Origin of the sequence: Hasllibacter halocynthiae, assembly GCF_003003095.1 — a bacterium.
GTDB classification, from domain to species: domain Bacteria; phylum Pseudomonadota; class Alphaproteobacteria; order Rhodobacterales; family Rhodobacteraceae; genus Hasllibacter; species Hasllibacter halocynthiae.
In genome coordinates this window covers 592,099-605,059 of record NZ_PVTT01000001.1, presented here as the reverse complement: position 1 = coordinate 605,059, position 12,961 = coordinate 592,099, and the positions used below count along the sequence as shown (strand labels likewise).

At 69.4% G+C, this 12,961-nt stretch carries 12 protein-coding genes; 5 read left to right on the top strand and 7 right to left on the bottom strand.

What is annotated here, in order from left to right:
* Positions 1 to 72 precede the first annotated feature (72 nt).
* Positions 73 to 735 carry an HAD-IA family hydrolase gene (locus BCF33_RS03100; RefSeq protein ID WP_158259344.1) on the top strand — a complete coding sequence of 221 codons (663 nt, stop codon included), beginning with the start codon at positions 73 to 75 and terminating at the stop codon, positions 733 to 735.
* Between the two features lie 125 nt (positions 736 to 860).
* On the opposite strand, the gene BCF33_RS03095 is transcribed toward BCF33_RS03100, so the two are convergent.
* Entirely contained in the window at positions 861 to 1,382 is a 522-nt protein-coding gene (locus BCF33_RS03095) for a hypothetical protein (RefSeq protein WP_106159451.1), read from the bottom strand.
* A 95-nt stretch (positions 1,383 to 1,477) separates the two neighbouring features.
* Between BCF33_RS03095 and moaA the strand changes: the two genes are divergently transcribed.
* Positions 1,478 to 2,497, top strand: a complete 1,020-nt coding sequence (moaA, locus tag BCF33_RS03090; RefSeq protein WP_106160177.1) for a GTP 3',8-cyclase MoaA — start codon at positions 1,478 to 1,480, stop codon at positions 2,495 to 2,497.
* A 12-nt stretch (positions 2,498 to 2,509) separates the two neighbouring features.
* Here the strand turns inward: moaA and BCF33_RS13875 are convergent, their stop codons facing one another.
* The 6 genes from BCF33_RS13875 to BCF33_RS03065 form a co-directional block, all read right to left on the bottom strand.
* Entirely contained in the window at positions 2,510 to 2,920 is a 411-nt protein-coding gene (locus BCF33_RS13875; RefSeq protein WP_146132777.1) for a hypothetical protein, read from the bottom strand.
* Positions 2,921 to 2,922: 2 nt separating this feature from the next.
* Positions 2,923 to 5,781, bottom strand: coding sequence for an excinuclease ABC subunit UvrA (uvrA, locus tag BCF33_RS03085; RefSeq protein ID WP_106159450.1), 2,859 nt, complete (start codon positions 5,779 to 5,781; stop codon positions 2,923 to 2,925).
* Between the two features lie 288 nt (positions 5,782 to 6,069).
* Complete coding sequence (gene lpdA / locus BCF33_RS03080) at positions 6,070 to 7,467, bottom strand: dihydrolipoyl dehydrogenase (RefSeq protein WP_106159449.1); 1,398 nt, start codon at positions 7,465 to 7,467, stop codon at positions 6,070 to 6,072.
* A gap of 108 nt (positions 7,468 to 7,575) precedes the next feature.
* On the bottom strand, positions 7,576 to 7,797 hold the full coding sequence (locus tag BCF33_RS03075) for a hypothetical protein (RefSeq protein ID WP_106159448.1): 222 nt from the start codon (positions 7,795 to 7,797) through the stop codon (positions 7,576 to 7,578).
* Positions 7,798 to 7,861: 64 nt separating this feature from the next.
* Positions 7,862 to 8,461 (bottom strand): DUF924 family protein, encoded by a 600-nt coding sequence (locus BCF33_RS03070; protein WP_106160176.1) that lies wholly within the window; start codon positions 8,459 to 8,461, stop codon positions 7,862 to 7,864.
* Positions 8,462 to 8,603: 142 nt separating this feature from the next.
* On the bottom strand, positions 8,604 to 9,857 hold the full coding sequence (locus tag BCF33_RS03065) for an MFS transporter (RefSeq protein ID WP_106159447.1): 1,254 nt from the start codon (positions 9,855 to 9,857) through the stop codon (positions 8,604 to 8,606).
* A 257-nt stretch (positions 9,858 to 10,114) separates the two neighbouring features.
* On the opposite strand from BCF33_RS03065, the gene BCF33_RS03060 reads away from it, so the two are divergent.
* From BCF33_RS03060 to BCF33_RS03050, 3 genes are all read left to right on the top strand, one after another.
* Positions 10,115 to 11,077, top strand: coding sequence for a TRAP transporter substrate-binding protein (locus tag BCF33_RS03060; RefSeq protein ID WP_106159446.1), 963 nt, complete (start codon positions 10,115 to 10,117; stop codon positions 11,075 to 11,077).
* A gap of 64 nt (positions 11,078 to 11,141) precedes the next feature.
* On the top strand, positions 11,142 to 11,666 hold the full coding sequence (locus BCF33_RS03055) for a TRAP transporter small permease (RefSeq protein WP_245883698.1): 525 nt from the start codon (positions 11,142 to 11,144) through the stop codon (positions 11,664 to 11,666).
* Positions 11,666 to 12,961: a TRAP transporter large permease gene (locus BCF33_RS03050; protein ID WP_106159445.1), complete on the top strand. Its 1,296-nt coding sequence runs from the start codon at positions 11,666 to 11,668 to the stop codon at positions 12,959 to 12,961. Before BCF33_RS03055 ends, BCF33_RS03050 begins: the two co-directional genes overlap by 1 nt.

The window sequence follows — 12,961 nt, the reverse complement described above, 5'->3', positions numbered from 1 at the left end:
TGGACCGGCGGGGCGCCCCGCCGCATAGTGGCAGCACACGACGCCGGGGGCCGAATGCGGACGGAAGCCATCTTGCTGGGATCCATCGGTGTCCTGGCCGAAACTTCGGACATGCAGCGCGAGGCGTTCAACCGCGCCTTCGCCGAGGCCGACCTCGACTGGAGGTGGACGGACGAGCAGTACACCGCCCTTCTCGAACGTCCGGGCGGACTGCGCCGGATCGAGGAATACAACCGCGCCCGCGGCGCGCATATCGACGCCCGCGCCATCCATCGCCGCAAGACCGAGATCTTCAACGCCGCCCTGAAGGACGGCGTCCCCCTGCGCCCCGGCGTGTCCGACGTCGTGGAGGCCGCATGGAAGGCGGGCGTCCCCGTCGCCGTCTGCTCGACCACCTCGCCCGACACCGTCGAGCTGATCCTCGCTCGCGGGCGGCCGGGCCTGCCCGCGGGCGCGATCGGGTTCGACGGGACGCGGGTCGCCGACCTGCGCCCCAAGCCGGCGCCCGACATCTGGCACGCCGCGCTGGACGCGCTCGGCGTTCCGGCCTCGCGCGCGGTCGCGGTCGAGGACAGCCCCGAGAACGCCGCCGCCGCGCGGGAAGCCGGCCTCCGGGTCGTCGCCTTTCCGGGCGCGCGCCATGCCCATCGCGCCTTTCCCGGCGCCGAACGAATCGTCACCCGCCTGACCCCGGAGGCCCTCGGCCTCGCGGAGGGGCCCGTCCCGGCGGGGTGACCCAAAGACGAGACGGACCGCCGGAGGCCGCTGGGGGGCGGCCGACGGGCTGCCACGGGACGTCTCCGGTCCGGGTCGGGCCCCCCGAGCGGGGGTCCGGCCCGGGCTGAACCCGGCGAACGGCCCTAGCGGGCGTAGATCTCGACCTCTGGCAGCGCGGTCAGCGAAGCGCCGAGCAGGCGCAGCGCCGCGAGGCTGATCTGCGGCGCGCCCGAACCCGCGAGGGGCCTCAGCTCGACCAGCACGCCGTTGCCGTTGGCGGGGTCGACCACCCGCCCCGGCGTCTCCGACGACACGAGGTCCGTCGCCAGCCACAACCCTGTCTCGGAGGGATCGCCCAGGGCGACCACCTGCGTGCCCAGCAGCCGCTGCGGCGCGGCCTCGGGCTCGGCGGCGGCGGTGACGGCGACCGCGCGCTCCTCCGCGGTGGTGGTGTCGAACTGGTCCGCGGTCCGCGCGCCGCGCGGCGGAGGGGCGGTCCCGGCCTCGGCGACGACGGCATCCGTCGCGCCCGGAGTCTCGGGCAGCGTGACCTGGGGGAGCGGACCCCCACCGGGCGCGGAGGCCGTCTGCGGCGCCCCGGGCGGGGCCGCGCATGCGGCGAGAAGGGCGAACGGGGCGAGCGGGGCGATCAGGATGGTCCTCATGACGCGACCCTATGCGCCGCCTTCCGCGGACGCACCCCCCACTGCCGAGGGCGCGCCCATTGTGGCGGGCCTTCGCGGACCTTAGCCTCGGCAGGATGAACGCGCCCGGCCCCGCCCCACTCATCGACCCGTTCGCGCGGGCGATCACCTATCTGCGCCTTTCGGTGACGGATCGGTGCGACTTCCGCTGCGTCTACTGCATGTCCGAGCAGATGCAGTTCCTGCCGAAGAAGGAACTCCTTACCCTGGAGGAGCTGGACCGCCTCTGCACCGCCTTCGTCCGTCTCGGGGTGCGCAAGCTGCGCGTGACCGGCGGCGAGCCGCTGGTTCGCAGGGACATCGTCCGCTTCTTCGAGGGCATGTCCCGCCATCTGGAGGACGGCGGCCTAGACGAGCTGACGCTGACGACCAACGGCTCGCAGCTCGCCCGCTTCGCCGCCCCCCTCGCGGCGGCCGGGGTGCGGCGGGTCAACGTCTCGCTCGACACGCTGGACGAGGCGCGGTTCGCCCGCGTCACCCGCTGGGGACGGCTGCCACAGGTCCTGCGGGGCATCGAGTCGGCGCGAGCCGCGGGGCTGCGGGTCAAGATCAACACGGTCGCCCTGAAGGGCTTCAACGAGGACGAGCTGGAGCGCTTGGTCGAATGGTGCGGCGCCGAGGGACACGACCTGACCTTCATCGAGGTCATGCCCATGGGCGACCTCGGCCCCGAGGCGGACCGCGTCGGCCAGTACTGGGCGCTCTCGGACCTGCGGCGGCGCCTGTCCGAGACGTGGACCCTCACCGACCTTCCCGACCGCACGGGCGGCCCCGCCCGCTACGTCCGCCTGGAAGAGACGGGTCAGCGCATCGGCTTCATCACGCCCCTGACGCACAACTTCTGCGAATCTTGCAACCGCGTCCGCGTCACCTGCACGGGCGAGATCTACACCTGCCTCGGCCAGGAGGGCCGCATGGACCTCCGTGCGCCCCTGCGCGCTAGTCGAACGGACGGTCCGCTGGAGGCAGCGATCCGGCGCGCCATCGGCGAGAAGCCCAAGGGGCACGACTTCGACTACTCGCGCGGGACCGAGGGCGGCAAGATGCGCCGTCACATGTCCCACACCGGCGGCTAGCAGCTTATCAGATCAGTCGCGCGCTCTCATCACCGCCCGCATCCAACCTCGGCCATCCTCTTCGCCTACTTCGACGATCTCGAACCACCCTGTCAGCCGCTTCCGGCCACGCTTGGCTTGGTACTCACCCTTGCTGGTCGTCCCGCCCCCGACGTCTTCGAAGACATAGACTAGGATACCGACATCCTGCTGATCAGCCGCAAGATCGTGGAACCTCTTGCTTCGACGGAGCTGGGGTGCGGAAAAGTCGCCCTTCAGCCAGTTCCTCGTATCGATGACGGAGGTCTTTAATTCCGGGTTCCAATTCAGCTGATTGTGCCCGATAATCAAACACGGCTGGTCGTTAAATTTCCCTGTCCAACCGTAGTTCGCTTCGTCGATCTTAGGTTTTTCCGGTAGCCGTCGAATATCGGCTCGATCCATACTCACTCCGCCGCGATCTTCCGCGCCTTCAGCATCGGCGCGAGGTAGGTCCCCGTGTGGCTCTCCGGGATCGCCGCGATGTCCTCCGGGGTGCCGGTGCCGACCACGGTGCCGCCGCCGTCGCCGCCCTCGGGGCCGATGTCGATCACCCAGTCGGCGGTCTTCACGACGTCGAGGTTGTGCTCGATCACCACCACGGTGTTCCCCGCGTCGACCAGCTCGTGCAGCACCTCGAGCAGCTTGCGGACGTCCTCGAAATGCAGGCCGGTCGTCGGCTCGTCCAGGATGTAGAGCGTCCGGCCCGTCGATCGCTTCGCCAGCTCCTTCGACAGCTTCACGCGCTGCGCCTCGCCGCCCGAGAGGGTCGTCGCCTGCTGGCCGACCTTGATGTAGCCCAGGCCCACGCGGACCAGGGCGTCCATCTTCTCGCGGATGGAGGGGACCGCCTTGAAGAACTCCTGCGCGTCCTCGACGGTCATGTCGAGGACGTCGGCGATGCTCTTGCCCTTGAAGGTGACCTCGAGCGTCTCGCGGTTGTAGCGGGCGCCATTGCAGGTCTCGCAGGTGACGTAGACGTCGGGAAGAAAGTGCATCTCGATCTTGATGACGCCGTCGCCCTGGCACGCCTCGCAGCGCCCGCCCTTCACGTTGAAGCTGAAGCGGCCCGGCTTGTAGCCGCGGGTCTTGGCCTCGGGCAGCCCGGCGAACCAGTCGCGGATGGGGGTGAAGGCGCCGGTGTAGGTCGCGGGGTTCGACCGGGGCGTGCGGCCGATGGGCCGCTGGTCGATGTCGATGACCTTGTCGAGATGCTCCAGCCCCTTGACCGTCTCGCAGGGCGCGGGGGTCTGGCGGGCGCCGTTCAGCTTCATGGACGCGGTCTTGAACAGCGTCTCGATGGTCAGCGTGGACTTGCCCCCGCCGGAGACGCCCGTGACGGCGACGAACTTGCCCAGGGGAAACTCGGCCGTGACGTCCTTCAGGTTGTTGCCCGCCGCCTTCACGACCGTGACCTTCTTCCTGTTTCCCTTCCGGCGCCTGGCCGGGACCGCGATCTCGCGCCGACCGGCGAGGTAGTCGCCCGTTACCGACCGGGGGTTCGCCATGATCTCGGCCGGGGTGCCGGCGGCGATCACCTCGCCCCCGTGGACGCCCGCGCCGGGGCCGATGTCGAGGACGTAGTCCGCCTCGCGGATGGCCTCCTCGTCGTGCTCGACCACGATTACGGTGTTGCCCGCGTCGCGCAGGTTCTTCAGCGTCGTAAGAAGGCGGTCATTGTCACGCTGGTGCAGGCCGATGGATGGCTCGTCCAGTACGTAGAGCACCCCCGTCAGGCCCGAGCCGATCTGGCTGGCCAGCCGGATGCGCTGCGACTCGCCCCCCGAGAGGGTGCCGGCGTTCCGCGACAGGGTCAGGTAGTTCAGGCCGACGTTGTTCAGGAAGCCCAGGCGTTCGGCGATCTCCTTGACGATGGCGCGCGCGATCTCCCGCCGCTGGGGGGTCAGCGTCTCCATTACGCCTTCCATCCATGCCGCCGCCTCGCGAATCGACTTCTCGACCACCTCGCCGATATGCAGCCCCGCTATCTTCACCGCCAGCGCTTCGGGGCGCAGGCGGTAGCCGTCGCAGGCGTGGCAAGGACGATTGTTCTGGTAGCGCTCGAACTCCTCCCGGACCCAGGCGCTGTCGGTCTCGCGGTAGCGACGCTCCATGTTGGGGATCACACCCTCGAAGGGTCGGGCGACCTGATAGACGCGGCCCCCTTCGTCATAGCGGAAGGTGATCTCGTCGTCGCCCGAGCCGTGGAGGAAGACCTGCCTCACATGCGCCGGTAGATCCTTCCAGCGGGTCGCGGCGTCGAACTCGTAATGCTTCGCGATGGCTTCGATGGTCTGGAGGAAATAGGGCGACTTGCCCCTGCGCCAGGGGGCCAGCGCACCGTCGGCCAGGGTCAGGGCGGCGTCCGGCACGACCAGCCGCTCGTCGAAGAAGAGCTCGACCCCGAGGCCGTCGCATTCCGGGCAGGCGCCGAAGGGCGCGTTGAAGGAGAAGAGCCGCGGCTCGATCTCCGGAATCGTGAAACCGGAGACGGGGCAGGCGAACTTCTCCGAGAAGGTGAAGCGCTCGGCCTCGCCCTCCTTCGGAGCGGTCTCCAGGATCGCGATGCCGTCCGCGAGGTCCAGCGCGGTGCGGAAGCTGTCGGCGAGGCGCTGCTCCATCCCCTCGCGGATCACGATCCGGTCGACGACCACGTCGATGTCGTGGCGGAACTTCTTGTCCAGCGTGGGGGGCTCGTCCAGCTCGAAGAACTGCCCGTCGACCTTCACGCGCTGGAAGCCCTGCTTGCGCAGCTCCAGCATCTCCTTGCGGTACTCGCCCTTTCGGTCGCGCACGATGGGCGCGAGGAGGTAGCCGCGCGTGCCCTCGGGCATCCGCATGGCGCGATCGACCATGTCCTGCACCTGCTGCGCCTCGATGGGCAGGCCGGTGGCGGGGCTGTGCGGCACGCCGACCCGCGCGAAGAGGAGGCGGAGATAGTCGTATATCTCCGTCACCGTGCCCACGGTCGAGCGGGGGTTCTTCGACGTGGTCTTCTGCTCGATCGAGATCGCGGGCGAGAGGCCGGCGATGTGGTCGACGTCCGGCTTCTCCATCATGTCGAGGAACTGGCGGGCGTAGGCGGACAGGGATTCGACGTAGCGGCGCTGCCCTTCGGCATAGATCGTGTCGAAGGCCAGCGAGGACTTGCCCGAACCCGAGAGCCCCGTGATGACCACCAGCTCGTCGCGGGGGATCGAGACGTCGATGGACTTGAGGTTGTGCTCGCGCGCGCCGCGCACCTCGATCTTCTTCATTTCTGCCATGGGCCGACCTCGGAGGATGCGCGGCCCCTGCCCCTCCGCGGGACGACGCCGAACGCGACAGCTAGGAACGTCGTTCCCCTGCGGCAAGCCCGGCGAGGCAGGGTTCCACGTGGAACATATAAGGAACGGTTAACGTATCCGGCGCCGTCGTGCCAGAGGGCCCGAAAGGCGGCGCCCGGCCCGCGACGTTCGGTGCCGGCCCGGCGGGCGACGAGGCCGGAGCGACCGGACCGCCCTCGGAGGCCCGCGCGGCGGAGAAGCGTACCGGCCTCCACCGCGCGCAGGACCCTAGAAGTGGATGGCGCGGCCGTAGGCGTCGAGCACGCTCTCGTGCATCATCTCGCTGAGGGTCGGGTGCGGGAACACCGTCTCCATCAGGTCGGCCTCCGTCGTCTCGAGCTGGCGACCGACGATGTATCCCTGGATCAGCTCGGTGACCTCGGCGCCGACCATGTGCGCGCCCAGAAGCTCGCCGGTCTTGGCGTCGAAGACGGTCTTCACCATCCCCTCCGGCTCGCCCAGGGCGATGGCCTTGCCGTTGCCGACGAACGGGAAGTGGCCGACCTTGATCTCGTGCCCCGCCTCCTTGGCGGCGGCCTCGGTCATGCCGACGGAGGCGACCTGCGGATGGCAGTAGGTGCACCCCGCGATGGCGCCCGGACGGATCGGGTGGACGTCGTTCCTGCCCGCGATCAGCTCGGCCACCATCACCCCCTCGTGCGAGGCCTTGTGGGCAAGCCAGGGCGCGCCCGCGATGTCGCCGATGGCGTAGACCCCCTCGACGCCCGTGCGGCAGTACTCGTCCACGACCACGTGCGACTTCTCGACCGTGACGCCGGCCTCCTCCAGGCCGATCCCCTCGACGTTCCCTTGGATGCCCACGGCCGAGATGACCGTATCGAACTCGTGCGTCTCGGCCTTGCCGTTGGCCTCGATGGTGGCGACGACCTTGTCCTTCTGACGGTCCAGCCCCTTCACGATGGCCTTCTGCATGATGGTCATGCCCTGCTTCTCGAACTGCTTCTTCGCGAAGGCGCTGATCTCCTCGTCCTCGACGGGCAGGATGCGGTCCATCACCTCGACCACCGTCGTCTCGGCGCCGAGGGTGTTGTAGAAGCTCGCGAACTCGATCCCGATGGCGCCCGACCCGATGACGAGCAGCCGCTCGGGCATGTGCGGCGGCTGCAGGGCGTGCTTGTAATGCCAGACGCGCTTCCCGTCCGCCTCCAGCCCCGGCAGGTTCCGCGCCCGCGCCCCGGTCGCCACGACGATGCTGGGCGCCTCCAGCGTCTGGGTGCCTTTCTCGCCCTTAACCTCGACACGGCCCTTACCGGCCAGCCGGGCCTCGCCCATGATCGACGTGACCTTGTTCTTCTTGAAGAGGTGCCCGATCCCGCCGGAGAGCTGCTTGGCCACGGAACGGCTGCGCTTGACCACCGCGTCCAGGTCGTAGTCGATCCCTTCGGCCTTCAGGCCGAACTCCTTCGCGCGGTGCATCAGGTGGAACACCTCCGACGAGCGGAGCATCGCCTTCGTGGGGATGCAGCCCCAGTTCAGGCAGATGCCGCCCAGATGCTCGCGCTCGACGCAGGCGACCTTCAGGCCGAGCTGCGCGCCTCGGATCGCGGCGACGTAGCCCCCGGGGCCGGCGCCGATGACGATCATGTCGAACTTGGTCTCGGCCATGCGGCGGCCCCCTCCCACGGGATGGTTTAACGTTGAACTATCTCAACGTGCCATCTCGGGGCGTCGAGCGGAAGGGCCCTGCTGCGCATGGCTGCGCTGCGAACCGCCTCAGCCGTTGCGGGGGGGATTGTAGCGGTCGTCGCCGGGACGCCGGGCGCGCCGCGCCTCGACGATCCACGACCAGATGAACCCGCACACGCCCAACAGGAAGATCAGGTAGCCCAACCCCTGTATCCAGGACGGTCCGGCGTCCACCCATCCAAAGAGCGTCAGGGAGACCGTCACCAGTCCGATCAGGGCGATAACGGCCCAGAGGGTACGATTCTGCATGGTCCGTCATCCTCTATAGGGTTGGAGGCAGCCTAACGCGCCCGGCCCGTTCGGGAAACCTTCTTCACGGCGCGCCGTCCGGCATGTCCCCGCCCATGGCGCGGACGGTGCGCCCGTATCCGCCGGAGGACATCCAATCCCGCTCTTCCGGGGTGTGGGCGCGGTCCAAGGCATCGTTGCGGAACGGGAAGCGGCCGAAGCGGCGGATCACCTCTCGATGCGCGCGCGCATGGAGGAGCGTCTCGTCCATGGCGGGCAGGCGTTCGGCGATCAGGCGGACGGCGCGGTCCTGGTCGGCGCGGGCCTCCGAATGCTCGAAGGGCAGATAGAAGAACTGCCGCGCGGGGGGTTCGATCCGCCGATCCCACCCGCGGCTCACGGCCATGCACGCCGCCCGGCGCGCGATCCGGTCCGTGCTGAACGCCTTGCCCGTGCCGCGGAACATGTTGCGCGGAAGCTGGTCGGTCAGGATGCAGTAGGCCAGCGCGCCCTCGGGATAGGTGAGCCAGAGGGAGAGCGCCCCCGCCGCCGCCTGGTGCCAGAGGCCCAGGAACCGGGCGCGGATCCGCGCGTCGAGCGCCTCGCTGCCCTTGTACCACCCTTCGGGCCCGACCTCGTCCAGCCAGAAAGCCAGGACATCGTCCACCTCGTCCGTGCCGCTCATGCCGCCCTCCGCCATCTCTTTCCCAACGATCTGCGGCACGGGGCGGGTCCCGCCGGGCCGTGCCTCCCCCCAGGTAGCCTGAGGGAAGTACGGGGCCGGTACCCCCTGGGGCGAAACGTGCGGCGGCGGCCCCCTCCGCCGTTCAGGCCGCCCGCTCCTCGTCCTCGCCGGAGGTCTCCTCCATCTCCTCGGAGACGGCCTCCCAGGTGACGGCCGAAGCTTCGGCGAAGATGGGGGCGAAGCTTCCCGTCTCCTCGGCCGAGGGTGCGGGACGACGGGTCATGCGCCAGCCGGTGTAGCCCGCCAGCACCGCCATCACGACGAGGAGGAACCACCAGAATCCCGTCGGACCGGCCACGTTCATCGCGGAGCCGACCACCACCGGTCCGGCCACCGCCGCCAGGCCGTTCACGAAGAGCAAGCGGCCGGAGGCGGCGGGCATGTCCTCGTACTCGATGTGGTCGTTCACATAGGCGATGAGCAGCGCGTAGATCGGGTTCGACAACCCGCCGACCATCGCGCCGGCCACTACGGCCCCGGCGAACCCGCCCGAAAGGCCGGCCGCCGCGCCACCGACTGCGACGACCGCGCAGCCCAGGATCAGCACCCGTCGGTCCATCATGTCCGACGCCCAGCCGATCGGGAACTGCAGCACCAGCCCCCCCACGTAGGTCGCCCCCACGAGGAGCGAGATCTGCGCGACCGTGAATCCGGCCAGGGTGCCATAGACGGCCGTCATCCCGAACTGCGCGGCGAAGACGAGGCCGATCAGCGCCATCCCTACCGTGCCGAGCGGCGAGGCACGCCAGAGCTCGGCGAGGGACATGGGCTTCGTGGTCTCGAAGGATGGGGCGGGGTTCACCGACAGCAGGATCGGCGCGAAGGCCAGCGAGACGAGGACCGACGGCACGATGAAGAGGATGAACCCCGACGGGTCGCCGATCGCCAGCAGGCCCTGCGCGCTGACGATGCCGGCCATCTGCGTCACCATGTAGAGGGACAGCGCGCTGCCCCGGTTGGCGGTCGTGGTGACGTTGTTCAGCCAGGACTCGGCCGTGACGTAGACCCCGCAGAAGCAGAACCCGATCACGACGCGCAGCCCGAGCCACAGCCACCAGTCGGTCAGCGCCGGGTAGAGGATCAACACCGCCGAGATCAGCGAGCCCAGCGCCGCGAACACCCGAACGTGCCCGACGCGTCGGATCATGATGGGCGTGACGGAGGCCGAGACGAGGAAGCCGGCGAAGTAGCCGGACATCACGTAGGACATCTGCTGGGTGGTGAACCCCTCGATCGCCCCCCGCACCCCCAGGAGCGAGCCCTGCAGCCCATTCCCGACCATCAGGAGGCCGATGCCGAGATAAAGCGCCCAGGCGCGTTTCAGGATGGAGAGCATCGGGGAATCCTTTCCGGGCCGCCCTAGGCCCGCCCGCCGGCCGCCGATAGCTTGGAAACGACCCCCGGCGTCGGTTTCGGAGATGGCGCGCGGGACGTCGGCGGACGTATGGTCGTGCCCGCGGGGCGCCGTATCCTCCGCCGGTCCGCGGGGTGCGGAGGAAGGGGGCCGTGCGCCTGCTTGACGATATGGCGACAAAACGTCAGCGTCCTGCAGGCGAGCCGAGACGAGCGCGCCGAATTCAGGGAGATCGATCGATGAAGTGCATCCTGGCATCCGCCTTCGCGCTGGCCGCAGCGGCGCCGGCCTTGGCCCAGTCCTGGGACATGCCGACGCCATATGGCGACGCGACATTCCATACCCAGAACATCGCGCAGTTCGCCGACGACCTACGCGCAGCGACCGATGGCGCCCTGGACATCACCGTCCATTCGGCCGGGTCGCTCTTCCCGCATTCGGAGATCAAGAACGCCGTCCGCTCCGGGCAGGTCCCGATCGGGGAGTTCCTCCTATCCACGCTCTCCAACGAGGACGCGACCTTCGGCATCGACAGCCAGCCCTTTCTCGCGACCTCCTACGACGACGCGCGCCGCCTCTGGGACGCGCAGGAGCCCGTGGTGACGGAGCTGCTGGCCGAGCAGGGGCTGATGCCGCTCTTCTCGGTGCCATGGCCGGCGCAGGGCCTCTACACCGACGGCGAGATCACCTCCGCGGCCGATCTCGCGGGATTGCGGTTCCGCGCCTACAACGCTGCGCTGGAGGAGTTCGCCGCCCTCGCGGGCGCGGCCCCTGTGCAGGTGGAGGCGTCCGACATCCCGCAGGCCTTCGCCACGGGACAGGTCGAGGCGATGATGACCTCGCCCTCGACGGGCGCGAACTCGTCGGCCTGGGATTTCGTCACCCATTACGGAGAAGTCGACGCCTGGCTGCCGAAGAACGTCGTCGTCGTGAACCAGCGCGCTTTCCAGCGCCTCGACGAGGACGTGCAGGCCGCCGTGCTGGAGGCCGCAGAGGCCGCAGAGGCGCGTGGATGGGACCTGTCGCGCACTGAGACGCAGGAGAAGACGCAGGTCATGGCCGACAACGGCATGACGATCTACGAGCCGGGCGAGACGCTGCTCACCGACCTCGAGGGTATCGGCGAGGCCATGCTGGGCACTTGGGAGGACGCGGCCTCGGACGCGGCCCTCCGTGTCTTGTCGGAATATCGCGGCGAGTGACCGCGCGCGCATGAAGACGGGCGGAGCCGCCCCGGTTCCGCCCGAGCCCACGAGAGGCCAGCCGATGATGTCCCGAGCGCTCGACGCCCTCTACCGGGGCGCAGCCGTCCTCGCCGCGTGCTGCATCGCCGCGATCTGCCTGCTGATCTCGGCGCAGGTGCTGCTGAACGCCGGAACGCGCGCCGGCCTGCCGCTGCCGCCGACCATCCCCTCCTATGCGGACTTCGCCGGCTACCTGCTGGCCGCGGCGACGTTCCTCGCGCTGCCCTGGACGTTGCGCACGGGCGGGCACGTCCGGGTGAACCTCGTCACCTCGCGCCTGCCGGAGCGCGCGGCATGGGCGGTCGAGCTGGTGGTGCTCGCGGCGGGAACCGGCTTCGCCGGCTACGCGACGACCTATGCCGCGATCCTCGCGGAGGAGAGCCGCCGCTTCGGCGACGTCTCGTCCGGCATCGTCGCGATCCCCACATGGATCGTCCAGCTTCCGATGGTCGCGGGGCTGGCGCTGCTGACGGCCGCGCTGGGCCAGTCGCTGTTCGAGACCTGGGCCGCGCGCCGGCCCGTCTTGGGCGGCGGGGAAGAGGCCTGATGGACCTGATCCTCGTCGGCCTCGCGCTACTGGGGGTGCTGCTCGCGTTCCTCGCGGCGGGGGTGTGGATCGCCATCGCGCTGGGTGGCGTGGCGCTGGTGGCGCTGCTCGCCTTCTCGAACGCGCCGGCGGGGCTGGTGCTGGCGACGACGCTCTGGGGGCATTCCCATTCGTGGTCGCTGGCCGCGCTGCCGCTCTTCATCCTGATGGGCGAGGTGCTGCTGCGTTCGCGACTGTCCGAGGACATGTTCAGCGGGCTGGCGCCCTGGCTGGGCCGGGTGCCGGGTCGCCTGCTACACGTCAACGTCCTGGGCTGCGCCATCTTCGCGGCCGTCTCGGGATCGTCCGCTGCGACGGCGGCGACCATCGGGCGGATGTCCGTGCCCGAGCTGAAGCGCCGCGGCTATCCCGAGGGCCTCGTGATCGGCACGCTCGCCGGTTCGGCCACGCTGGGTTTGCTGATCCCGCCCTCGATCATCCTCATCGTCTACGGCGTCGCGACCGAGCAGAGCATCGCGCGCCTGTTCGTGGCGGCGATCATTCCGGGGCTGATGCTCACGGCGATGTTCGGCCTCTACGTCGCAGCGCGCGCCTGGATGAACCCCGCGCTCATCCCGCCGCCCGGCGAGCGTGCGTCGTTCCTCGCCCGTCTCTCGGCGTCGCGGCGGCTGATCCCCGTGATGCTGCTGATCCTCGGGGTAATCGGCTCGATCTACACGGGCCTCGCCTCGCCGACGGACGCCGCGGCCCTGGGCGTAGTGCTGGCGGTGATCCTGGCGTTCGGGACGGGGGGATTCAGCTGGGCGCGGCTCGGCGAGGCGGCCATGGCGGCCGTCCGGACCTCGGCGATGATCGCCTTCATCCTTCTCGGCGCGGCCTTCCTCTCCGTGGCGATGGGCTTCACCGGCATCCCGCGGGCGCTGGCCGCGTGGATCGGGGGGATGGGCCTTTCGCCCCTGGCGCTGCTGGCGGCCCTGACGGTGTTCTTCATCGTGCTCGGCTGCTTCCTCGACGGCATCTCGGTGATCGTGCTGACCACGTCGATCATCCTGCCGATGGTGCAGGCGGTGGGAATCGACCCGATCTGGTTCGGCATCTACCTCGTCATCGTCGTGGAGATGTCGCAGATCACGCCGCCCGTGGGGTTCAACCTCTTCGTGATCCAGGGGCTGACCGGGATCGACATAGTCCGGATCGCGAAGGCCGCGTTCCCGTTCTTCCTGCTCCTGCTGGCGGGGGTCGGCCTCATCGTGGCCTTTCCGTCCATCGTGCTGTGGCTGCCTTCGCTGATGTGA